We start from the raw sequence: 24329 nt of genomic DNA, 5'->3' as shown, positions 1-24329 counted from the left end.
CCTTAGCCTTTAACCAAAAAAAGTTGATCGGCAATTGGCCCAAGGACAAGAACTGGCATAAATTGTAATAAGGTAAGCAGAACAACAATCGTAATCAGCGTTAAAGCAAAGGTTGGAGTTTCAACCTGAAGACTACCTTCTGTTTCAGGTGCTTTTCTTTTTGCAGCTAAGCGTGTAGCAATCATTAAGGGTAAAATTAAGGTCGGGAAGCGTCCTAAAAGTAAGGCAATACTACAAGTGACGTTCCACCATACGGTGTTATCTCCAAGGCCTTCAAAACCTGAACCGTTGTTGGCAAATGCAGAGACATATTCGTAAAACACTTGGCTAATGCCATGCGGTCCCGGATTGCTGATGCCTGATAGACCCGGAATACTGAGGGTTAATGCAGTAAAGGTAAGGATGACCAAAGGTTGAATCAAGATAATAATCGCGAGTAACCTAATTTCAGCAGCTTCAATCTTGCGTCCAAACAACTCAGGGGTACGACCTGTCATTAAACCTGCAATAAATACTGCAAGTAATAGATAAATCATAAACTGTTGCAGACCACAGCCCACACCACCCCAAATGGCATTAATCAGCATGTTAATGAGTTCAACCAGACCAGTAAGCGGCGCAGAAGAATCATGCATCATATTGACCGAACCGTTATTTACTTGAGTTGTGACAGCTGCCCAAACTGCTGATGCGGCTGGTCCAAATCGTTGTTCTTTACCTTCCATTACGGCAAGTTGAGATGCTGTAGATGACATACTCTCAGACCAGACAGCCGCTGCACCTGAAATAACCGACATAAAAAGCATGCTACCAAAGACAAAGTAAGCAAACTTTTTACGCTGAGTAAAATGCCCAACCATAAAAATTACTGTGATTGGAATGAGTAAAATTGCAATCATTTCTAGCAAATTAGAAAGTGGTGTTGGATTTTCTAAAGGCACAGAACTATTTGGACCGTACCATCCACCACCGTTACTACCCAATTGCTTAATAGCCACCATCGGTGCAACTGGCCCCAAAGGAATTTTTTGAGTTTCTAGAGTGTTGGCTTTATCAATAAGTTGTACTTCTGGTCCACCCTGAAAAGTTGCTGGGACGCCTTGGCTATTGAGCAATAATGACCAGACAAAACAGAGTGGAAGTAAAAAGCGTACTGTAGGGCGAATTACATCTGCCCAATAGTTACCAATTAAAATTTGATCTGGTTGCTCGGCAACATCGGCTGCAATGTGGCTTGGACGCTGATAAAAGAACGCTCTTAAAGTCGCGACAACCAAAGCCAGCCCCATCATTGGAGTAATGACTTGCAGGCCCACAATACCTGTCATTTGCGACAAATAAGATAACTGAGCTTGGCCAGAATAATGCTGTTGGTTGGTGTTTGTTAAAAATGAAATAACAGTGTGTAACGCTAAGTCCCAACTCATATTTGGTGCATGGTTAGGATTTAATGGTAGCCATGCTTGCATCATAAAAATAGCAATAATAGCCACTGCAAGAAAAATACAGCTAACAACAAATGCTAGAGAATATTGTTTCCAGTTCATTTGTTGTTGTGGAGATACACCTAACAAGCGATAAACAGGATTTTCAATCCAACGAAATAATCCATCACCCCACATCGGCTGATTTGCCATCACTTTGGATAGATATTTACTGAGACACCATGCTAAAAAAATAGCGATAAATAAAACAAGTATAAGTTCTAGCATGATTACTCTCCTCTAAATCCCACGGCTTGACTTGCCAAACTGGAAATAAGGAGAAATGAAGAAATATCATTTTTTTTAAGTCCGCATAAGACAATGCCAGACTGATGCAAGATGCGCATTTGAGAATTTATAAGCATCTTTATTGTCCTGAAATAACACTAATTTAGTGAATTTCAGTATCGGTAAAATGCTCGTAAATTCTCTATTGAGGAACTCAAAGCCCGCGTAAAATTTGCGTAAAATCTAAATTGAAAGACATTAAACTTTAAAATTGACGATTGGATAAAGCATCTCATCTGTCTTCAAATTTTCACAATGCCAAAGCTCATATAAAGGAATTTTTACATCTAGTGCCAATGGTAATTTTTTAGAATTAAATTGCATATGGTCTAGGTCGCTTCCCCATGCAATCAAATCCACATCGAGTGAAATATGATGAGATGGGCGAACACGACCTGAATCTAATTCAAGTTTTTTTAAAAAAGCTTCGATTTGTGAAGAATTTAAAGAACTTTTTAATAGACATGCCGAATTCCAGTAATCATCTCCAATGCCATCTCGGCATGGAATTTGATAAACCGATGAAAACTGCACTTTCCCCAATGTTGCCAATTGCGTATAAGCAAAAGTAAAGTGTTGTTCTGAGTCTAGATTACTCGCTAACGCGAGCGCAAAAATTGTTTCGGGTACGTTCAAGACGGATTCCTACTGCATTAGCTTCTGCAATAATGGCAGGTTTACGAATAGTAATAGTAATTGACTCAATCGTTGGAAAAGTATTAAACAAGCACTCTAAAACAAGCTGAGCCGCATGTTCGATTAACTCAGGTTTCGCTTGCTGAATGGTCTGAGCCGATATTTCACAAATCTGTGCATAGTTGAGAGTATCTTCAAGTTTGTCAGACTGTGCAGCTCGGCTCAAATCATTATGGATGGTTAAATCCAACATTAAAGGTTGAATGATTTGTCTTTCCCAGTTGAAACAACCAATGACTGTTTCAACCTTTAACCCTTCAATAATAATGGCATCCATAAATTTAAACTGACCTTAGTGCTTTAACAACGAAGCAGGTTCCATATTTTGAACCATTTTCAAACGCTGGTCTGCATAAATATCGGTATATGGTGCGAGTACGCGCATAAAACGATCGAAATAAAGCATTTGCTTAAATAACAGAGCAAAATCTCGAGGGAATTTAATGCCGTGGCGTTCTCCAACCCCAACCATATCCATCATAATGTCGTTTAAATCGGCAGGATTGGATGCCAAAATTTGCTGAGGATCAGACATTAATACGCCGTTAAATAAGCGCTCTAAATCTTGTGCCAATACTTCAACATCAACTTTGTTATGTGTCATGCCCATTTTCAGCATGTTTTCAGCCATGGCCTGATAATCTGTTTTTTGCAATGCATCCATAAAGGCCATACATGCTGTCCAGACTTCTGGGTTTAGCTGCCCTACAATACCAAAGTCAATAAAACCAATTCGACCATCTTCGAGCAACATTAGGTTTCCGGCATGTAAGTCTGCATGGAAACTCTTACATAGCATCAAACTACCGAACCACGTATTCATTGCCGTAATAAGTACTTGTGATGGATCTTTGGCGTATTGTTTTACAACACTAAAATCTGTCAAAGACACACCATATAAACGTTGCATGGTTAAAACACGGCGTGTAGAAAACTGATGGTAAACTTTGGGTGCAGTCGCAGCATGGTTTTGCGAAATATTAAGATATTCAACAAAATCATCTAAGTTTTGTGCTTCTTCAATGAAATCAACTTCTCGAACCATACGGCTTTTAATTTCATCGACAATTTCAGAAAGTGCAGCAAATTTGATTTTAGGTACTACACGTTCAAGCAGCTTGGCAGCCCAATGCACCACATTTAAGTCAGTATATAAAATGGTTTCAACACCAGGCTTTTGTACTTTAATAACAACATCTTCGCCTGTAGTGAGTTTAGCTGCATGAACCTGAGCAATTGACGCAGAAGCTAACGGTTTTTCATCGATATAGCTAAAAATCTGATTTAAATCGCGCCCTTCAAACTCAGATGCAAGCACACCTTGAACATAACTAAATGGCAGTGTTGGTGTTTGGTCTAAACAACCTTGAAACTCTTCTACATATTCACGAGGGAAAAGCGATGGTGTACTCGCAATAAACTGACCAAGCTTAATATAAGTTGAGCCAAGTGACTCAAAGGTCTCTCTCATGAGTTTGGCATTACTTGGTTTTTCAGTTGCATATTTAATTCCAGCTTTGGCCGCAACCACTGCTGTTTCACCAATGCGGGCAACGGAACGTAACCCATCAAACAAAATATTTTTTTTCATATTTCTTCAAAACCAAATCATTCAGGTTGAGTGTAGCAAATTTTATCTCATTTACTGATTAGCTTGCCTGACAAAGTGGGCAATTTACATCTTTATCAAAACTCACAATGCGTTGTGTCATGTTTAAGCCATCCCACAGTAAAAGTTTCTGTTTTAAAGGTACACGATTTAACCCTAAATATAACAAAGTGTGATGTGCTTGTAATGACGCTATCATTACAGGAGTAGTAGCAAGTACGCCTGACTCTGCACAGCGTAGGCCTTCGTTGCTATGCTGTTCTTTTGGAAAAAGACATTCATAACACGCTGAATCTCCTTCAACCATAAACATTTGTGCCTGAAAACCAATTGCTGAAGCACTAATTAATGCGACCTGATGCTTCTTACAAGCTGCATTTACTAAATAGCGGGTTGTAAAATTATCACATCCATCTAAAACCACATCTTGGTGTTCAACAAGTCTATCAATGTTATGTACGTCTAAACGTTCGTTATAGTATTCAACACAGATATAAGGGTTAATTTTCTGTAAACGTTTAGCTAAAATTTCAGCTTTATAACGTCCGATATCTTCATGACCAAATGCAATTTGACGTTGCAAATTACTTATCTCAATAGTGTCTGCATCAATGAGTGTAATCTTTCCAATCCCTGCTCGCGCTAGTAGCTCTGCACTGCTACAACCTATTCCACCAGCCCCGACAATCAGCACATTGGCAAGTTTGAGTTTTTCCTGAGCTTCTATATCCCATCCATCAAGTAAAATCTGACGGCTATAGAGATGCATTTCTTCATCACTTAACTCTACAAAATCGATATCTTGAAGCTCTGTCACGCACTGATCCTTTCACTTAGAGGCTAAATGATTTTATGATTAAGTCGGGCATTAAGAAAGCCATAAAATAAAAACAGTGTTTTATTCTTTAAACTTTTATCCAACGCATTACTTCTTTTAAGCTTTCTGCAACAATAGAAATATCTATTTTCTTTAATTACTTAGGCTAAATATGTCCCAATCATATATTGCACCTGTAGAGTTAGAAAAAGCGTATCGTTTGTTAAATCATGGCCCAACTGTACTTGTCTCTGCTCAGCATGGAGATGACCGAAATGTGATGGCAGCCGCTTGGGCATGTGCATTAGAACTCACCCCTGCCAAAGTGACCGTTGTTCTCGATAAAAGTACTAAAACTCGTCAGCTTGTTGAACAAAGCGGTTATTTCACCCTACAAGTTCCCTGCTATGCGCAGCTCGATATGACGCATCAACTTGGTACAATTAGTAAATTAGATGACCCGCAAAAACTTGAGCATTGTGGGGTTGAGTTATTTTATCAAGAAGGTCTTACAAGCCCGCTTGTATCAGGTTGCATTGCATGGCTCGTGTGTAAACTTATTCCAGAACCTCACAATCAGTCAGCTCATGATTTATTTATTGGTTCTGTTGTGGGCGCTTGGGCAGATAGCCGCGTTTTTAAAGATGGACATTGGTACTTTCAAGACGCACCGAAAGAGCTTCGAAGCCTGCACTAAATTGCGGGTGGAACCTTTTATTTAATTGGCGAACAAGTGAAAGCTAAGCTTTAATCATCAAAAAATTGATTTCGTTTCAATTGCAAAAAACCGCAGAGCAATTGCGGTTTTTTGTCGTCAAAATTTATTATTAAAAAAATTAATATTTAAACATCCTTATTTTTATTATTTTGCCGCCATACGAATTGCACCGTCCAAACGAATAACTTCACCATTTAAATATGAGTTTTCAGCAATATGCCCAACTAAACGGGCAAATTCCTCTGGTTTTCCTAAACGAGACGGATATGGCACCATTTGTCCTAAAGCATCCTGAACGTTTTTCGGCATCCCTTTAAGCATTGGAGTTTCCATAATTCCTGGCGCAATGGTCATAATTCGAATCGCATGGCGAGCAAGCTCACGAGCAATTGGCAATGTCATAGCCACAATAGCGCCTTTAGATGCGGAATACGCTGCCTGACCAATTTGGCCGTCAAATGCTGCAACTGAGGCTGTGTTTACAATTACGCCGCGGTCTTCTTCGCCTGCTTCAACTGTGTTTTTACTCATCGCATCCGCTGCAAAACGCAGCATGTTAAATGTACCTGTAACATTAATTTGTAGAGTCTTTGCAAATAACCCTAAATCATGTACACCTTCACGGCCAATCACTTTTGCAGAAGGGCCAATACCCGCACAGTTAACTAAACCATGCAAACTGCCATGTTTTACTAATACATCCTTAAAGAACTGTTCAGCAGCAGCTTCATCGGTTACATCAAGTTTTACAAAGTCAGCTTTTGATCCTAATTTTTTTATTTGCTGCTCACCAGCTTCTACATTCATGTCTACCAATGTGACTGAAGCACCTTGTTGCACCAAATATTCAGCTGTTGCAGCCCCTAAGCCAGAGCCACCACCTGTAATCACGAAATGCTTCCCTTGAATTTTCATTATGTAATGTCCTATAGAAATGTTCTTTAAACTTAGTAGTGAGAGTAAAAGTTGTTGTTTTCCGATACAATTTCAAAAAGCCTCAAAATGTTTGCAGCTTTTGATCAATCCAAATTTTAAATATGAAATATTTCACTTGAAATATATGAAGAAAATATGAGTCTTTGACATGGTTGTCCAATCTTCTTTAAGTAAAGGAACTATTTCGATTGCACTGGTACATGAAGCACTGGGTGCTGCTTATGCCAAAGGGCTAAATACTCAAATAATTCTAAATAAAGCGGGAATTCCTGCCGAATTACTGATGTCTCCCAAGGCACGTGTGCCCGTTACGACATATGCGCAACTATGGATAGAACTTGCCAATGCCATGAACGATGAGTTTTTTGGTATGGACAGCCACCCTATGCGTCGAGGTAGCTATAAATTATTGACTAAACTTGTCAGTACGGCGGAAACTTTAGAAAAGGCGCTTTACGATATATTGAAGTTTTTTAACTTTATTCTAGATGATCTACAGGGTGAATTAATTCGGGATCAGCAAAAAGCCTATTTGGTCATTCGTGATCGTGAACAACCCAAACGTATGTTTACCTATGCGACTTTTTTAATATTGGTGCATGGACTTATGTGCTGGTTGGTAGATCAACGAATTGGCTTAAACAAGATTTCAGTACGTTGTACTCAACCTCAAGATATTCAAGACTATCTAGTCCGTTTTGGTGGAGACATTAAGTTTAATGCCGAGATAAACCGAATTGAATTTGATGCTCACTATTTAGATATTAAAATTAAAAAAGATAAAAAAGCACTTTATGATTTCTTAGAGCAAACTCCGCAAAATCTTTTAGTTCGCTTTAAAAATGAAAATGCATTAAGTCTTCTTATTCGTCGTCATTTATTGAAACTTCATCCTGCACAATGGCCCGAACTTAAAGATGTTGCACAACAGCTCAATATTTCTGAAGCAACCGTTCAACGCCGACTGAAACATGAAGGTGTCAGTTACCAGCAAATTAAAAATGAAATCCGCTGTGATATTGCGGTTGAACGTTTAAGTAAAACTCATGATTCAATTCAAGATATTAGTGGAGATTTAAGCTTCCAAGACCCAAGCGCATTTCACCGTGCCTTTAAAAAATGGACTGGTGTCAGCCCAGGTGCGTACCGAAATAATTTAACCGCACACAAGCAATAATATACATATCGAACTAAAGCTTAAAACTTTAATACTTATGCTTATGATATTTATATATTTTAAATTCAATATTTCAGATAAGTATATTACTTAAAATTCAATAATCACTATAAAAACAGTTACTTAGAATTTCTTCTAAACTTTTATCTTTCAATCTGATTTATAAATCAAAATAACTAAGTTTAGAAAGAATCGAACCCATGCAAGGATGATCTATTATTTAATTCTGGTTCTACTTTTATTATGTCTTTAAAATCAAAAATTTCTCTACCAAAGACTTTGTTGGCATCAACATTGGGGTTTGTATTTGCTTCATCTGCTTTTGCAGCAGTTCCGACTACACTTAAACTTGATTATGCTTACTATGCACCAACCAGCTTAGTCGTAAAAGATCAAAAACTTCTCGAGAAAGCATTACCAAATACTCAAATTAAATGGGTTTTCAGTCAAGGTAGCAATCGTTCATTAGAATATCTCAACAGCAATAGCATCGATTTTGCATCTACCGCTGGATTAGCAGCTGTATTAAGCCGAGCAAATGGTAGCCCAATTAAAACCGTTTATGTACAAAGCCAACCTGAATGGACCGCTCTTGTGGTAGCAAAAGACTCACCAATTAAAAATCTAAAAGACTTAAAAGGTAAGAAAATTGCAGCAACCAAAGGCACAGATCCGTTTTTATTTACCTTACAGGCACTAGACACAGTAGGCCTAAGTAAACGCGATGTACAACTGGTTCATTTACAGCATCCTGACGGAAAAACTGCATTAGAACGTGGTCAAGTAGATGCTTGGGCTGGGCTTGATCCGTTAATGGCTGCGGCTCAAATTCAATCAGGCGCTAAGTTACTTTATCGTAATGTTGGATTTAACAGCTATAGCGTACTGAGTGTTAAAGAAGATTTTGCAAAGCAAAGTCCTGAAGCGGTTGAAGCAGTGATTAAAGCCTATGAAAAAGCCCGAAAATGGGCAAAAGCTAATCCTGATAAAGTGGCAGCACTTTTAGCTCAAGAATCAAAACTTCCCCTACCTGTGGCTAAACTACAATTGAGCCGAACCAACTTTGATCAAAGCATTCCATCGGCAACTCAAGCACAAGCACTAAAACGTTCTGGCAAAATTTTGACAGAAGAAGACTTGGTCAGAAAAGGCACTAATGTTAATCAAGTGGTTGACCAGTTGTTAGACCCACGTTTTGCTCAAAAAGTCGTGAAATAATATATGAGTGATTCATTTAACAAAGCTGAGCTAAATCAATTCTTAGCTCAGCAAGCTTTAAAATCTCAGAAAAAGCATTTAAACAATAAATTTAAACGTTGGTTTAAAGCACTGCTCATTCCCGTAATCTTTTTAGTGGGTTGTGAGTTTTTAGTCAGAAATGGATACGTCGATGCTTATTTACTACCCGCGCCAAGTAGTTTGTGGCAATCTTTTTTGGATTTAGCTCACAGTGATCTTTTTACCCATATTTATATTAGTACATGGCGTGTTTTAGTAGGTTTCATTGCAGGGAGTGGTTTAGGTTTAATTTTTGCGATTTGGGTTGGATTAAGCAAAGAAGCAGAAGCTTATTTGGAACCGACTTTTTCAGCAATTAAATCAATTCCAAGTCTTGCATGGATTCCTTTGTTATTACTTTGGTTAGGAATTGATGAAGGCTCTAAAATTATATTGATTGCAATCGGAGCTTTTTTTCCAACCTATACCAATACAGTTGCAGCAATTCATAATGTAGATAGAAAACTGATTGAAGTTGGAAAAGTTTATCGGCTTAATACTTTTCAGCGGATTATATCTATTATTTTGCCAGCAGCATCTCCCGGTATTTTAACGGGTTTACGCAACAGCTTAAGCTTATCTTGGATGTTTATGATTGCAGCTGAACTGATTGCAGCCACGCAAGGGATTGGCTATTTACTCAGTGATGGTCGAGAAACGTCTCGACCTGATATTGTTATCATTGCAATTATTTTATTGGCCCTATTGGGTAAAGTAACCGATACCTTAATGAAACTTCTAGAAAACTGGTTATTACGTTGGCGTGATACACTACAAAAGTAATTTTAAATCCAGCATGCCAAAGTGACTCGATCATTTTGGCCGTAGTCCTGAATAGTTTTAATTTCACTAAAACCATGCTCAGCAAAAATAGTACGAACAGCCTGTCCCTGATCATAACCATGTTCCAGAGCAATCCAGCCTTGTGGTTTTAACCAGTTTTTTCCTTGGGCAATAATAATTTCAATATCAGCTAGACCCTGCTGATCTGCAACCAATGCACGGCGTGGTTCTGTTGCCAGTGCCTGCATGTGTTCATCTTCAGGGTCAATATATGGTGGATTAGATACAATTAAATCAAACTTTTGTGGCTCAAGTGCTTCAAACCAAGCACCACAAGCAAAATTCACGTGATACAAATTATGTGCTTGAGCATTTTCTTTTGCGACCTCTAAAGTGGGCGCATAAATATCAGTTGCTGTAACTTGCCAATCTGGACGCTCACTCGCTAAAGCGAGTGCAATTGCACCTGTCCCTGTTCCCAAATCAACAATATTTGCATTATTTGGCAAACTTAGATTTAAAACGGTTTCAACTAAAACCTCAGTATCAGGCCGTGGCACTAAAGTATCGGAAGTCACTTTTAAATCCAGCGTCCAAAATGGTTGTGAACCTGTCACATAAGCTAAAGGTTCACCATTTTTAATACGCTCAAGACCAGCTATATAGTCTTGCTCTTGCTGGGTTGTTAACTCTTGCTCGAGTCTAAACTTTAATTCAAGTGAATTGATTTTTAGAAAATGCTCAAGTAACCAAGCATTTTCCTGACGTTCATAACTGTCAGGCTCACCACGAATTGCAAGCGCTTGAGCAATATTCATTAGCCGCCATTTTCCTGAGCAAGCATTGCAAGCTGATCTGCTTGATATTCACGATGTAAGCTATCAAGTAATTCAGTTAAATCACCTTCCATAATGGCATCTAACTTATATAAAGTGAGGTTAATACGGTGATCAGTCATACGACCTTGTGGGTAATTATAAGTACGGATACGTTCAGAACGGTCACCAGACCCCACTAAGTCACGACGCATTTCAGAAGTCGCTGCATCCGCCGCTGCGCGTTTCGCATTTTCTAAACGAGAAACTAATAATGCCATCGCTTTGGCTTTGTTTTTATGCTGTGAACGTTCTTCTTGGCATTCAACAACTGTACCTGTTGGAAGGTGAGTAATACGTACCGCTGAATCGGTTTTATTAATGTGCTGACCACCTGCACCAGATGCACGGTAAGTATCAATACGTAAATCTGCTGGGTTAATCTCGACATTTGTATCGACATCAATTTCAGGCAAGATTGCAACTGTACAAGCAGATGTATGAACACGCCCCTGTGACTCAGTTGCAGGTACACGTTGCACACGATGCGCACCACTTTCAAATTTTAGGCGACCATATACTCCATCACCGTCCACACGGCAAATGACTTCTTTAAAGCCACCATGCTCACCTTCATTTTCAGAAAGTACTTCTATACGCCAATTTTGTGTCTCGGCATATTTACTGTACATGCGGAATAAATCACCAGAGAAAATTGCAGCCTCATCACCACCCGTTCCGGCGCGAATTTCTAAATAAGCTGCATTAGAATCATTTGGATCTTTTGGAATCATCAAAATATTGAGCTGGCTTTCTAGCTCCCCAAGCAATTCTTTATTCGCTTGAATTTCTTCTTCTGCCATATCTTTAAAGTCAGGGTCAGACTTCATCATTTCAGCAGTTTCAATATCTTCTTCTGCTTGACGGTATTTGCCCCAAACTTCTGTAATTTCAGATAAATCACTATGTTCACGAGACAATTTACGGAAACGTTTGTTATCGGAGATCACTTCCACATCTGCAAGCAACGCGGTAAGTTCTTCATGTCGATCACAGAGTTGATCAAGTCGTAAACGGAGTGACGCTTTCATAAGAGGAAATATCTCAAAAGTCCAAAAAGCTTATCAAATGCTATGTAAGTATAGAAGATAAGCAAAATCGTAAAAATAGCGCATAGTTTACAGATTATGCCGCTCAAATGACATATATAATCAGCCAATTCATCAACTTTCACAGTAAGTAACGACTTATAAATATAATGATTTCAGATGAGATTTATTACCAGCTTATAATTTAGCTTTTCTATAGAAAATAATACATCACCTTTTTCTCCCAATCGGGCAATAGAGGCTTTATTCATAAAACCTCTTTACCTGACTATTTATTTTAATTTTTCTAATAATGTTTTACCCACCAGAACAGCCGAGGCCGGATTTTGTCCCGTAATAAGTTCACGATCCACCACTACATTTGGAGACCAAGCATTCGTATTACTTTGATATTTACCACCAATTGACTGTAATGCCGTTTGTGGATAGAACTTCATTTCACCACCTTTTAACAAAGCCTTCGCTTGTTCTTCTTCTTGGTTACTAATTACAGTCATCCGATAATTTTTATAAATCCACTCTCCAGTTTTTACGGTTTTGCCTTGCTCAAGTTGCTGAACGACTTCCGAAGCATTCGGTAACGTTGACATCAACGCAATAGGGCCATGGCAAACCAGTGCTGTAGGTTTTTTAGCTTTATGAAAAGCTGTCAAAACTTTCCCAAGTTGTTTATCTTTTAACAAATCTTGCATAGGTGCATGTCCACCTGGAATATAAATAGCATCAAACTGATCAATACCAATTTGCTCAATACGAGATAGACTCAAAATTGGAGAATCTTGAGGAGACGTTAACTTAAGGTCATGCAATAAGCCTACGTACTGCTTTAATGCTTTTTCATCTTGGTTAAAGTACATCACACTATTTGATGACTCATCTAACGTTGGAGCTTTGCCTTTTGGTGTAGCGAAAGTCACTGTGTGCCCTGCATCTAAAAGCATTTTTGTAGGTTGCATTAACTCATTTAAATAAAAACCAGTTTTAAAAATATGACCATTTTTTAGCTCTAGCTGCCCTTCATCAGACAATACAATCAATACATGGGCAGCATTTGCACTGAATGCTGCTGAAGCGGTAACTATTGCAAGCATTATTTTATTTAGAGATTTCATCATTTAACCTTCATTCCAACCATTTGCTGGATTTATATTTTGGATGGATATATTCTATTTTTGCCAATGGGGTAGATAAACAACCACATTTGAAAATCTTTTTTGCGTTTGAGGACAAAATGTCTCGTCAATTTGACCATCTTGCCGATGTTGAAGTGTTTTTAATTGTGGCTGAAAAGCTTTCTATTAGTGCAGCTGCAATTTATTTGTCCACAACGCCTTCAGTCATTAGTAGAACAATTACACGGCTAGAGAAAAAGTTAGGTATCCAGTTTTTTAGAAGAACGACTCGCCATTTAAGCCTGACCGAAGCAGGTCAACTTTATTATGAGAAAATGCAGCATGCCTTTCAGCTAATTGACCATGCAGAGTGTGTGATTCAAGGTGAACAACTGCAAATTTCAGGAAAAATCAAATTAAGCGTTCCTACAACTTATGGACACTATCGCTTACCACCTTTATTAGAAAAATTTCTTTTGCAATATCCAGACATTCAAATTGAGATCAGTATCTCTAATCGAAATGTTGATTTAATTGCTGAAGGTTTTGATTTAGCTATTCGCCAAGGGCATCTTCCTAATAGCTCTCTTGTAGCAAGACCGCTGGAACTTGCCCCTCTTCAACTCGTTGCCTCTCCTAATTATTTAAAACGCGTGGGTGTGCCTCAAACCTTGGAAGAATTAAATCATCACCAATGTATTGCCTTTGAATTACCAAGTAGTGGCAAGATAACGCCATGGTTCTTTAAAAATGGCGATCACGAAATCCAGTGGACACCGACAAATCGGATTTTGGTAAAAGAAGATATTTTAGGCGTAGTTTCTCTAGCTGAAAGTGGATTAGGGATATGCCAGAGTTACGAATTTATCGTTAATGAAAAAATTCGGCAAGGAAAATTACAACCTTTACTTGAGGCTTATGCAGGTCACACACGTCCCTTCTCTTTACTGTACGCACAACATAAACATATGTCTTCTGCCACAAGAGCTTTGATCAATTTTCTCTGTTCAGATCGCGAGTAATGAACTCTTTAAAACTAAATGAGACTCATATTTATCTATATGAGTATTAAACATTCTATTTTAATAGAAAACATACAAACCTGACACTAAACTACAATAATGAATTGATGGTTCTCCACATTTTAAGAAACGTGTTTTGTTACATTTGCCGTAACAAAAGATTAGGGTCCTGCAGTTAAGGACACGGAGTAGAAAATGAAATTAAATTCTTGGTTATGTAGCGCTGTTTTAGCAACTTCTATGGTTACTGTAGCGCATGCTGATAATACAACACATGTAGCAGCTGCTTCTGCTCTAGGTAGTGTCGCTGGTACTGCAATTGGTAAAAGCATGGGCGGTACATCTGGCGCGACAATTGGTGCTGCTTTAGGTGGTGCTGGTGGTGCCGCTGTTGCAAGTGATCGTCGTCACCGTACTGAATCTGCAATTGGCGGTGGTTTAGGTGGTGGTGCAGGTTATACTGTTGGTAAAAGCATGGGCGGTACGAACGGTGGTTACATCGGTGCTGCTTTAGGTGCAGCGGGTGGTTCTGCTTTAGGTAATAAAATCTCTAAAGACCGTGATGCTGACAGATCTTCTAAGCACTGGAAGAAAAAACACCGTCGTCATCACTAATCAAATTTGATGAAATAATTATAAGCACCTTCGGGTGCTTTTTTATTAGGGCCAACAAATATTCAGCTTCTCTCTTTTGCTCATGATTCATCCATAGATTAATATAAACAATACAAACAGACACAAAAGTATCGTATCGCCTTGTGGCTTCTCCATAATTATCACGAAATTTTTGATTACATTTATCTCAAGATAAAAATACTGTCCTTCTCAGTAAAAAGGACATGGAGCTGCAAGATGAAAATGAATATTTGGTTAGCTAGTGCATTAATTGCAACATCGTCTATGGTGACGGTTGCACATGCAGATAATGGTACACGTGTTGCTGCAACCTCTGCGTTAGGTAGTGTTGTTGGTACAGCAATTGGTAAAAGCATGGGTGGTACAACAGGCGCAACAATTGGTGCTGCTTTAGGTGGTGCTGGTGGTGCGGCGGCGGCTAGTGACCGTCGTAATCGTACTGAAGCTGCCCTTGGTGGTGCTTTAGGTGGCGGTGCTGGTTATACAGTCGGTAAGAACATGGGCGGTACCAACGGTGGCTACATCGGTGCGGCGGTAGGTGCGGCGGGTGGTTCAGCACTAGGGCGTAAAGTTTCTGAAGATCGTGACTACAATGATCGCTATGATCGTGGTAGCCGTTATGATCGAGATGATCGTAGATATGACGATGGCGACCGTCGTCACTATAAAGGTGGTAACCGTCGTCATGACAATGGTTTACATCGTGGCTGGTATAAAAATCGCTAATTTGTACATGCATAAAAAGCACCTTCGGGTGCTTTTTTATTGAGAGACAAAATCTAATATCGAAAAAAAACGATATACATTAACCCTTATATATCGTAGTATTTCGATATATCCTTATTCGAGAATATCGCATGCGATCACTTCAAGATACCAAGTTTTCAATTTTGGAACTTGCTCCTATTCGTAATGATAAAACCATCGAATTTTCGTTACGTCACGCATTAGAATTAGCACAACATGCAGAGAAACTAGGTTATGAACGTTTCTGGCTTGCAGAACATCACAACATGGATGGAATTGCGAGTTCTGCTACAGCAGTATTGCTAGGTTTTATTGCCGCACATACACAACATATTCGTTTAGGTTCAGGCGGCATTATGCTTCCTAACCACGCTCCTTTAGTTGTCGCAGAACAATTTGGAACACTTGCTACTTTATATCCAGATCGTATTGAACTTGGCTTAGGTCGTGCTCCGGGTACAGATCAACTCACCATGCGAGCTTTACGTCGTGGGCATCAAGAAACAGAAGATCAATTTCCAAAAGATGTTGTCGAAATTCTAAAATATTTTGATGCACCTCAAGCAGGACAAAAGATTATTGCAACGCCAGGGCAAAATACTCATGTTCCTGTTTGGTTACTTGGATCTAGTCTTTTTAGTGCACAATTGGCTGCAAAACTTGGTCTACCCTACTCATTTGCATCGCATTTTGCACCACGTATGCTAGGCCAAGCCATTCAACTCTATCGTGAGAACTTTGAGCCTTCTGCTTATTTAGATAAACCTTACGTGTCTATGGGTGTACCTGTTGTAGTCGCAAATACTGATGAAGAAGCACAGTTTTTAGCAACAAGTGCATACCAACGTGTATTAGGCTTAATTCGTGGCGAAAGCTTAAAGCTTAAACCGCCAGTTGAATCAATGCAGGGACTATGGAATACAGCAGAACAGCTTTCTGTTGAAAACTTCTATGCAATGGCACAAATAGGCTCGGTTGAGACTGTCCGCACTGGTTTACAAAAGCTTTTAGCGACATACGATGTTGATGAGTTTATTTTTACCTGTGATATATACGACACAACAAAACGTCTAGAGAGTTTTACGCAACTCATGAATGTAAAAACAGAACATTAAAACTCCGCTTCTCTTTCTCACGCTTGAATTGATTTCAAGTGTGAGATGACCATCTATCTGAAAAGACTTTACCCCAACTTCCTGCTTGGTTATTTATATTAAAACGATAAAAACATCATGATTGAAAAACCAAAAGGACTTTTGGAAAATGAGTATTAATATTAAAAATAACGCTTCAAAATCAGTAATTTTTCAAAATACGTCTCAAGATTTTGAAGACTTTGCTGGTCAAGTTATTCCATCTACCTCAATTAAAGAATTTGATTTTTCACATTCATCTGTCGCTATTATTGGTACAAATCAAGATACCGTGACCCATCTTGAAAAAATTTGCCAACAAGCAAAATTTGTGACCGTATTTCAAATTACACCTCATTTTATTTTGCCCCACAGTCAAATGGGCACAAATAAATTAATTACTCATCCACTCATTATTAAAAATCGAAGATTATTTAACAATCGAGTAAAAAGTCTTTTGGCCTTACGTTTTCTTGACACTCAGGTTAGTGAAACATGGCTTAAGCGCCTTTTAACACCCAATACTGCAACGACTAAAAAAGTATTTTTTAAATCTGATAGTTATTATGCTGCACTCCAAAAACCCAATTGTAAGTTACAAACTTGGCCCATTGTTAAAGTTAACAATACATCAATTCACAGCATGGATGGTATAGAACAACCTGTCGACATCATTATTAGAATAACTGCATAAAAATAAAAAGCATGGTTTTTAGGCCATGCTTTTTTATCACTTACTCATATTTTTGAAAATTGCCATGATCATCGTAATGTAAAATGATGCGTTGTTTCTTTTGCAACTCACTTAAGATCTCAGGACTAACTGAAAATTGAGCTGCTAACAGTTCAACAGAACTATTTGCCGCTTTCATCCGTCGGTCCTCACCACTAAATCTAATCCAGTTATAACTCGCCCACAAAATCAAAATGAGGGCACTAATCCCGATGAGTAATGCTAAATGAAGTAAGGTCTTAACTTCGGATAAATGATCGACCCAGACATAATCATAAATTAGGTGGCCTTCAAAAACCCATAAGAACAGTGAAACCAATGGGAAAAGTAACCACATTAAGCAAAACCACCCAACAGTTTGCAATGTATAGTTTGCTGTTTTATTTTTCACATATTCCGGCTGGTCAATATATTCAGGAATATCTAACTCTTCTATATCTTTGTTTTCCTCAGGTTTCATGGGTTATCTCCACGGAAGCCTCGGTCTGGGCTGACCCAGCGAGCACGTTTTTTAGTGTTAAATAAAGTTTTTGGTACGGCAACAACGCTTGTAAATAAAGTAAGTAACCAGAAAAATAACGGGTACCAAATAACCCAGAAATAGTTTCTAAAGAAGCGACCACGGTCATAACGCTGGTCAATCCACAAACTCACCAAAAACTGTATCAGACATGTGCCGCCTAATATCACGCCATACCACTGTGGCATCAGTGTTTTGATCTGCCATTGCAAAGGTAATTCAATAAATAACCCTGTAAAAAACAGAATGAATATCAGAATCATCACATAAGACCAAATAATGCTAACTAGAGCTTCAATCATCACTGGCCACATACGGCGTACGCGTAGCTTAAACATTTGCGGGATATATTCTAAAAGAACCTCTACCCCACCTTGTGCCCAGCGAAGGCGCTGTTTCCATAGACCTGTAAATGTCTCGGGCATATAGATATAGCAAAGCGCTTGTGGAATATACTGAATATCCCAATGGTCCAGCTGTAGCTTCCAAGAAATATCAATATCTTCGGTAATTTTATCGTCTGACCAAAACCCAACTCGAACGAGCGCTGTTTTACGAAACGCTGCAATCACACCAGATACTGTAAAAATACGACCATATGTACGCTGTGCACGTTTAATTAAACCAATAATCGAAGAAAACTCACCAACCTGTAATTTCCCTAAAATACTAGATCGGTTTAAAATTCGTGGATTACCCGTTACAGCACCAATTCGCGGGAAATTAATAAATGGCTGCATTAACCAAAGTACTGCATGTGGATGTAACAATGCATCCCCATCAATACAAACAAGATATTCGTATTTACTGACCAGCACCCCCGATCTTAAAGCTACAGCCTTACCCTGATTTTCTGCTAAGTGTACAACCCGAAGTCGTGAATCTTGCGCTGACAATTCATCAAGGATTTCGGCGGTCCTGTCACTACTTCCATCATTGACAGCGATCACTTCAAAATTAGGATATTTTGTTTGCAGTGCATAACGAATTGTTTGTCGCACTTGGGCTTCTTCGTTAAAACACGGAATAATAATACTGCACCCTTCACTGGTTGGCTCAGGGAGTGTTTGTTCACGGTATTCCCTTTTAAAGAAAAACCAAAGCCCCCCTACCATCCATGTCCAAGCCATGAGTAAAGGATATAAAAAGGCAAAAGCAAATAGAATATCGAGTAATACTCTCATTACTTTTTCCCCTCTACTAATCCAGCAAAAGGCTGATACATAACAGGGCTATAATTCAAGCTAAGTGGATTATATAAATATTGATGTACATCTTTTGATTTTTCAAAATTATAGCCATCAATACCGAATTTCTGAATTCCTATACGCTGAATCGAAAAGAGCCCTTGCTGTACTTCTTCCCAACTGGTCTTTTGAGAGTTTTCCGGCAATACTAAAGTCATCATTATTCTTTGCTTATCTTTTCCATTAAGCGTATTTAATAGGGCTAACAATTGATTAAATTGTTTTTTCTTGCCAATCATATTGAACTTTAAATTGACCAAATCATGTTGCGATAAAAGTGTTTTTAAAAGCGCTGGTAAGTTTTCTACATGATCTAAATCAGGAGTAAGCAATAAAATAAATTGCCCTTGGTTACTCATATTTAAATACGGCTTTACAGCATTTTTGGTAAGTTGGCTAAGTTGTGCTAGATGTTTTGATTGTTCAATACAACTACCCTCTTGCACAGTTACTTTTTGCATTTCGCAATTTAAAGCTGTTCCCGCATTAAGCTGAATACCACTTAAATTACTATTTAAGCGTGCAATATCTTTTGCCAAATCTACTGCTAAAAATGGCTTATCTTTCTGAGGGTAAGCCGGCAACTCTAATATTACCGCTTGGCCTGCACGAGTTTGAGCCTGCCATAAACTACGGTTTAAAATATCTTGTTGCACAGGCATTTTATCTGTAGAGAAATAAGCAACATCATATTTCCCATCGGCATTTTTATCTTCCAAAGGTTTTAAAATTAAGGCATTGTTTTTTAAGCTATACAGTTTTGATAATAACTGTCCTAATTTTTCATCTGTTTGAGTATTTTGTGCAGCTGCTAACTGCTTTAAATCCATACTCACAAAATGACGAGGTTCTTTAAATAAATCAGACTCTTCAAAGTTCAAAATATTTAACATGCCTTCAGTGAGCTGTTCAGCTGTAGGGTTATTTATTACCAAGCTTCGTTTAAATGTTGAATCACCCACCCGATTCATACCGTCACGACCCAAACTGAAAGAAAACTCAAAGCCTGCTTGCTGCGCTAGTTTTTCCAGTTGCTCATTTACAGCGCCATAAGGCCAAATAATTGCTTTGGGATTAACACCGACTTCTTTTTTCAAAACGGCATAGGATTTCTTCAAATCTTGCAAAATACGTTGTTGATATTCTGCATCTGTTTCATAACGTGATTGAGATTTTAAATATGCATACGAAGTCGCAGCGGGCTGCTCATTACCTTGAGGATTGGCTAATATGCCATGATGCAAATCGTCACTATGGCTTGCAAACTCAGCTAACCCTGATGCTTGCATTTCACGAACTTGAGCCCAGTTCACCAAGTTACCTTGACCATAGGCTTCATAACCTGCCTGCGTATTGCCATTCATCCAACTGGTTGGAAGAGCAAAAACTGCCGGAATATCATATTGCTTAAGTAATGGAAATACTCGGCTATAACTACTCAAGGCCCCATCATCGAAAGTAAGTAGAATAGAGTTATGCGGCAACTCCTTACCTTGTCGGCGGGCCTCCTCAATATCTTTTAAACGAATCGGCTTCCAGTCAGATTGACTCAGCCAATCTAAAAACTGTGCCAGATTATTGGTCTGAATCGCATAAACATCACGGTCACCTTCCTTTAGTACATCATCTCGTACGTCATGAAAAGTTAAAGAAACCGTATGATTTTTTGGTAATTCAGTTTCAATTCGGGCATGAGAAAATTGTACGGGTAATAATGTTGAAGCAAACACACAGCTCAACATTTTTGACATCATATTATTCATTAAAAACGCCCTTCAAATCCGAAAATACCGTAGGTATGTTGTTCATCATGACCATCATATGGATGGTATTGCCAACCAATTCCATAATTGAGCTGCCAAGTCCGTGAGAGCTGCCATTGATGTTGATATTGCAAAGAGTATGTTGGTCTAGCTGAATAATCTGCTTGTTTATAAAGTCCGACTCCAGCCTCAAAATGCTGCTTAAATGAGCGTTCATATTCTCGCCAAGTTACCCAGTCATGGCTTAAATTCAACTCAGCACTGTAATGATTGCTGGGACTAAAGTAAGCGGTCTGATCTTGACTATTGCTGCCATAAAATCCACGAACGGTCCCGTAAGTAATATGATGCGGCGCATCAAATAATCGTTCACGCCAAAAAGTTGAAAATTCTTGTTGTGTATTACCATCGCTTATATCGGTTAAGCCATAACTCGCCCCAATTTGGCGTGACTCATCTTTTTGCCATGTCAAAGCAGCACGGTAAGCTTGCCCATCCTCACCAGCATCAATTGCTTGTAATGGAATATTAGCTTGGCTGTCATATTGCAATTGGTATTGCCAGTGGTCGTTTAACCATTGAGACCAATCAAGACGAACACCTGCTTGCCCGCCATCTGTACTTTGCGATAAAATCGCTGACAACGCCTTACGGTTCGCTTGCCACTCAGCCCCAACACCATAACGTTGGTCATGTACATCGCCAAAACGGTACTCTCCGAAACGATCTTGATGCCAAGCAAATAAACGATAATTATCTTTAATCCATGGGCTATTAAGACGAGTTTCCATTTCTCGGTCTTTTAAACCATTTTGCCCACTCACAGAATCGCTACTATCGGCTGCCTTACTTTGGCCCCAAGTGGTTGAGTGAGAAATTGTCGGTCTATTGCGGTCATCTAACTCTTTTCGACTTTTAATTACCCCGCCATCTTCAGGATAATATTCCAAAAGACTTTCAGTATTTTTACGCCACTCTGGAATATCCCCTAAAGTCTGAGCATTTTGCATCTGATTAATTCGAGTATCTTTGGAAACTGGTGTTAAACCATTTAAACGAGAAATAGTTTGCTTAGACTCTAGAGGCTTATCTCTCCAACGCTCGACACGAGCTAAATTATTAATTAAACCCTCATTGGCAGGAGCCAAATCTACTTGTTTCTGAAAATGCTTTTCTGCTTGATCAAGATGATTTGCATAAGCTAAATGCATGCCTTGTAAAGTAATATAGTCATCACGGTCGGGATGACTTGTTTTGTCTACCCCTTTTGCCTGACTATATTTATACATCGGAACAAGTCGATCAACTTCACCCAAAAATTGTTCAGCTTCTTTATATTTTTCTTGTTCAATATATGAATAGTACAGTCCAGTGTATACCGTCATATCTGGATAGTTTTTTTCAGTAAACAAGGTTTTAAAAGCAAGCTCAGCTTGTTGTGGCTGTCTTTCAGCCAAATAACTATCAGCTATGGCATGACGAATATAGGCAGGTAGTTTTTCTAAAGGTACATTTAGTTTAGTAAATTGATCCAGTACTGTACGAGTACGCCCACGGAAATCTAACGCATATATATAGTCATAATGGAATCTTAAATAATTAGGGTCTGACGGTTGAATCAAAGGTTGCATTTGCTCACCTTGCTTCAACACAGCATCAAGCTCAGCAAAGCCTTCACTATCCGACATTCCTTCCCGATTCAAATATTTATAACGAGCAATAGCGTTATTTACACGTTGAGAATACTCACTAACTTGTAGCCAGTGCTGTAACGATTCTATTTGTGTATTTTTATCACTGGTAAGCAATAACTGCTGAGCCTTGTTATAAGCCCCCACAGCCGCTAAGTCATAACTGTATTCTTGTAAAACTGCAAAAGACTGGGGCTGCTGCTTATATGCTTGCTCAATTGCAGATAAAGCATCTACAGGTAAATTGATAAGACGATATGCATAGGCTATTTGTACAAGTTGATCAGTCTTCAGATTTTTACTATTAATTTTTGCTAACTGTGCTTTGGCATTTACAATATCTTGAGCTTCAGCATATAAAACTGCTAACAAAATCTGCCCATCAAGTGTTTTTTGAATATTAAATTTATTCGACCAATCAATCGCATTTTTAAAGTGTTTAAAATCACGAAAATTACGTATTAAAGGTAACTGTCCATATTCTGGAAAAGTAACCGAATTAATATTGGCTAAATGCTGAGAAAAAGTTAATAGATCTTTTTTTTCATTTGACATTACAACTAAATAATCAGCTAACAACTTTTGATCATGCGGATAAGTTTTTAGCAATTGGTCCAGTTGAAATATTGCTTGGTGAGTTTGTCCAGCTTTATAAGTGTGAATAGCCTGCTCTCTCAATTCGTCCACTTGAGCAGCATATAAATTGAGAGGTAAGATGTATACCAATGAAAAAACACATTTTTTTAGCATTTTGATAATCGGATAGTCCCATATCGAGGTGGGAAAGTATAATTAAAAATAAATAAATAATCACACAACAGTAAAATAGTGTGACCTAGTTAACATTTTTTGAAATGTGGATTTTTTTTGATTGTTTTTTTAAAATATTTAGTAAAATTAAATAATTACTATTTTTCAGCACAATAAAATACATACACTTCTTTTCAATAGTGTTATTTAAATTTACAAATGAGTTGCAAAAGAACTACAGGTTTATAACCAATAAAAAACATTTAATAATGTTTAGTTTTATATTTAAAACTTTTATTTTTATTGTATTTTATATTTAAAAAACCATTCAACTTATTTATAAACTAATATACACAAATTGAATGGTTAAAATAAGCAATTGATTAAATTAACCAATACGACGTTTTAATCCTGTCATTTGTAAAACACGTGTTGAAATTTCTTCAATTGACATTTCAGTCACGTTTAAATATTTAATGCCTTCTGAAATATAGATTCCTTCAATTGCTCTAAGTTCCATTTGGCATTGGCTAAAACTTGCATAACGACTATTAGCTTTACGCTCACTACGAATCGCAACTAATCGCTCAGCATCAATCATTAAACCAAACAATTTACTACGATGTGGTCTTAGTACTGCTGGCAAACGGTTATCGTCCAAATCTTCTTCTGTTAATGGATAGTTTGCAACACGAATACCGAATTGAAGCGATAAGTAAATAGAGGTCGGCGTTTTACCCGAACGAGAAACTCCAATTAAGATTAAATCCGCCTTATCATAATGACGAGTACGTGCTCCATCATCATTATCAAGCGCAAAATGAACAGCATCAATACGGGCTTTATAAGATTCAGAATCGGTTACCGCATGAGTCTGTCCAACCAAAGTTGTCGGCGGGATTCCTAACTCTTGCTCAAGCTTACTGATTAGCCCTTCAAATACATCAAGATTAACTGCTTTAGCCGTATTAATGATTTCTCGTACATGCGGATCAACTAAAGTATCAAATACTAAAGGCAAACAACCATCTTTGGTTTGGCATCGATTAATCTCAACCACAATCTCCATTGCCGCCTCTTCGGTTGCAATATACGGCATGATATGGATATCAAAATCTACATTGGGAAATTGTGCTAATAACGAATGTCCAAGAGTCTCTGCAGTAATTGCAGTTCCATCAGAAATAAAAAAAACGCTTCGCTTAAATTGTTTACTTTCTGACATTAAAATTCTCCTTAAACATTTGTCTTAGTACTATATAATC

23 protein-coding genes are annotated in these 24329 nt (G+C 38.2%); 9 read left to right on the top strand and 14 right to left on the bottom strand.

Translation table 11 applies throughout. The annotated features are described in order from the left end of the window. Positions 1-2: 2 nt before the first annotated feature. The 5 genes from kdpA to AC2117_RS06565 all read right to left on the bottom strand — a co-directional run bounded on the left by kdpA (position 3) and on the right by AC2117_RS06565 (position 4894). Complete coding sequence (gene kdpA, locus AC2117_RS06585; RefSeq protein ID WP_133972784.1) at positions 3-1712, bottom strand: potassium-transporting ATPase subunit KdpA; 1710 nt, start codon at positions 1710-1712, stop codon at positions 3-5. A gap of 258 nt (positions 1713-1970) precedes the next feature. Further along, positions 1971-2408, bottom strand: coding sequence for a 2-amino-4-hydroxy-6-hydroxymethyldihydropteridine diphosphokinase (locus AC2117_RS06580; protein ID WP_133972782.1), 438 nt, complete (start codon positions 2406-2408; stop codon positions 1971-1973). Then, on the bottom strand, positions 2365-2745 hold the full coding sequence (gene folB, locus AC2117_RS06575) for a dihydroneopterin aldolase (RefSeq protein WP_133972780.1): 381 nt from the start codon (positions 2743-2745) through the stop codon (positions 2365-2367). Before folB ends, AC2117_RS06580 begins: the two co-directional genes overlap by 44 nt. Before the next feature lie 15 nt (positions 2746-2760). Beyond that, entirely contained in the window at positions 2761-4059 is a 1299-nt protein-coding gene (locus AC2117_RS06570; RefSeq protein ID WP_133972778.1) for an ABC1 kinase family protein, read from the bottom strand. A 58-nt stretch (positions 4060-4117) separates the two neighbouring features. Next, positions 4118-4894, bottom strand: a complete 777-nt coding sequence (locus AC2117_RS06565; RefSeq protein ID WP_133972776.1) for a HesA/MoeB/ThiF family protein — start codon at positions 4892-4894, stop codon at positions 4118-4120. A 172-nt stretch (positions 4895-5066) separates the two neighbouring features. Between AC2117_RS06565 and AC2117_RS06560 the strand changes: the two genes are divergently transcribed. Continuing rightward, the gene (locus AC2117_RS06560; protein ID WP_133972774.1) at positions 5067-5591 is read left to right on the top strand and encodes a flavin reductase family protein; all 525 of its coding nucleotides are present in this window, start codon (positions 5067-5069) and stop codon (positions 5589-5591) included. Between the two features lie 165 nt (positions 5592-5756). Here AC2117_RS06560 and AC2117_RS06555 read toward each other — a convergent pair whose 3' ends face one another. Continuing rightward, entirely contained in the window at positions 5757-6527 is a 771-nt protein-coding gene (locus AC2117_RS06555; RefSeq protein ID WP_133972772.1) for a 3-hydroxyacyl-CoA dehydrogenase, read from the bottom strand. 169 nt (positions 6528-6696) lie between these two features. Between AC2117_RS06555 and AC2117_RS06550 the strand changes: the two genes are divergently transcribed. The 3 genes from AC2117_RS06550 (at position 6697) to AC2117_RS06540 (ending at position 9786) form a co-directional block, all read left to right on the top strand. Continuing rightward, positions 6697-7725, top strand: a complete 1029-nt coding sequence (locus tag AC2117_RS06550; RefSeq protein WP_133972770.1) for an AraC family transcriptional regulator — start codon at positions 6697-6699, stop codon at positions 7723-7725. A gap of 243 nt (positions 7726-7968) precedes the next feature. Beyond that, positions 7969-8943: an aliphatic sulfonate ABC transporter substrate-binding protein gene (locus AC2117_RS06545; protein ID WP_133972768.1), complete on the top strand. Its 975-nt coding sequence runs from the start codon at positions 7969-7971 to the stop codon at positions 8941-8943. A 3-nt stretch (positions 8944-8946) separates the two neighbouring features. After that, complete coding sequence (locus AC2117_RS06540) at positions 8947-9786, top strand: ABC transporter permease (RefSeq protein WP_133972766.1); 840 nt, start codon at positions 8947-8949, stop codon at positions 9784-9786. Positions 9787-9788: 2 nt separating this feature from the next. Here AC2117_RS06540 and prmC read toward each other — a convergent pair whose 3' ends face one another. The 3 genes from prmC to AC2117_RS06525 form a co-directional block, all read right to left on the bottom strand. Then, on the bottom strand, positions 9789-10604 hold the full coding sequence (prmC, locus tag AC2117_RS06535) for a peptide chain release factor N(5)-glutamine methyltransferase (protein WP_133972764.1): 816 nt from the start codon (positions 10602-10604) through the stop codon (positions 9789-9791). Next, positions 10604-11692 (bottom strand): peptide chain release factor 1, encoded by a 1089-nt coding sequence (gene prfA / locus AC2117_RS06530; protein ID WP_042897038.1) that lies wholly within the window; start codon positions 11690-11692, stop codon positions 10604-10606. The genes prmC and prfA overlap by 1 nt, the downstream gene beginning before the upstream one ends. A gap of 290 nt (positions 11693-11982) precedes the next feature. After that, on the bottom strand, positions 11983-12822 hold the full coding sequence (locus AC2117_RS06525; RefSeq protein ID WP_197731018.1) for a type 1 glutamine amidotransferase domain-containing protein: 840 nt from the start codon (positions 12820-12822) through the stop codon (positions 11983-11985). A gap of 119 nt (positions 12823-12941) precedes the next feature. On the opposite strand from AC2117_RS06525, the gene AC2117_RS06520 reads away from it, so the two are divergent. The 5 genes from AC2117_RS06520 to AC2117_RS06495 all read left to right on the top strand — a co-directional run bounded on the left by AC2117_RS06520 (position 12942) and on the right by AC2117_RS06495 (position 17054). Continuing rightward, complete coding sequence (locus tag AC2117_RS06520) at positions 12942-13844, top strand: LysR family transcriptional regulator (RefSeq protein WP_133972762.1); 903 nt, start codon at positions 12942-12944, stop codon at positions 13842-13844. A 195-nt stretch (positions 13845-14039) separates the two neighbouring features. Continuing rightward, positions 14040-14459: a glycine zipper domain-containing protein gene (locus tag AC2117_RS06515; RefSeq protein ID WP_133972760.1), complete on the top strand. Its 420-nt coding sequence runs from the start codon at positions 14040-14042 to the stop codon at positions 14457-14459. Positions 14460-14696: 237 nt separating this feature from the next. Continuing rightward, positions 14697-15206 carry a hypothetical protein gene (locus tag AC2117_RS06505; protein ID WP_133972758.1) on the top strand — a complete coding sequence of 170 codons (510 nt, stop codon included), beginning with the start codon at positions 14697-14699 and terminating at the stop codon, positions 15204-15206. 131 nt (positions 15207-15337) lie between these two features. After that, the gene (locus tag AC2117_RS06500; RefSeq protein ID WP_133972756.1) at positions 15338-16342 is read left to right on the top strand and encodes an LLM class flavin-dependent oxidoreductase; all 1005 of its coding nucleotides are present in this window, start codon (positions 15338-15340) and stop codon (positions 16340-16342) included. Between the two features lie 148 nt (positions 16343-16490). Beyond that, a complete protein-coding gene (locus tag AC2117_RS06495; RefSeq protein WP_133972754.1) occupies positions 16491-17054 on the top strand; it encodes a flavoprotein in 564 nt (187 codons plus the stop codon). 40 nt (positions 17055-17094) lie between these two features. Here the strand turns inward: AC2117_RS06495 and pgaD are convergent, their stop codons facing one another. From pgaD to AC2117_RS06470, 5 genes are all read right to left on the bottom strand, one after another. Next, positions 17095-17553: a poly-beta-1,6-N-acetyl-D-glucosamine biosynthesis protein PgaD gene (pgaD, locus tag AC2117_RS06490; RefSeq protein WP_133972752.1), complete on the bottom strand. Its 459-nt coding sequence runs from the start codon at positions 17551-17553 to the stop codon at positions 17095-17097. Continuing rightward, positions 17550-18797 (bottom strand): poly-beta-1,6-N-acetyl-D-glucosamine synthase, encoded by a 1248-nt coding sequence (pgaC, locus tag AC2117_RS06485; RefSeq protein ID WP_133972750.1) that lies wholly within the window; start codon positions 18795-18797, stop codon positions 17550-17552. The genes pgaD and pgaC overlap by 4 nt, the downstream gene beginning before the upstream one ends. Beyond that, entirely contained in the window at positions 18797-20623 is a 1827-nt protein-coding gene (gene pgaB, locus AC2117_RS06480; RefSeq protein ID WP_133972748.1) for a poly-beta-1,6-N-acetyl-D-glucosamine N-deacetylase PgaB, read from the bottom strand. The genes pgaC and pgaB overlap by 1 nt, the downstream gene beginning before the upstream one ends. Continuing rightward, positions 20623-23064: a poly-beta-1,6 N-acetyl-D-glucosamine export porin PgaA gene (gene pgaA / locus AC2117_RS06475; RefSeq protein WP_133972746.1), complete on the bottom strand. Its 2442-nt coding sequence runs from the start codon at positions 23062-23064 to the stop codon at positions 20623-20625. The genes pgaB and pgaA overlap by 1 nt, the downstream gene beginning before the upstream one ends. Before the next feature lie 388 nt (positions 23065-23452). After that, the gene (locus tag AC2117_RS06470) at positions 23453-24289 is read right to left on the bottom strand and encodes a pyruvate, water dikinase regulatory protein (protein WP_133972744.1); all 837 of its coding nucleotides are present in this window, start codon (positions 24287-24289) and stop codon (positions 23453-23455) included. Positions 24290-24329: the final 40 nt, after the last annotated feature.

Origin of the sequence: Acinetobacter calcoaceticus (genome assembly GCF_900520355.1) — a bacterium.
In the GTDB taxonomy this organism is placed as follows: domain Bacteria; phylum Pseudomonadota; class Gammaproteobacteria; order Pseudomonadales; family Moraxellaceae; genus Acinetobacter; species Acinetobacter calcoaceticus_C.
Note: the sequence above shows the minus strand (reverse complement) of the source record. Positions and strands in the feature narration are given on the sequence as shown.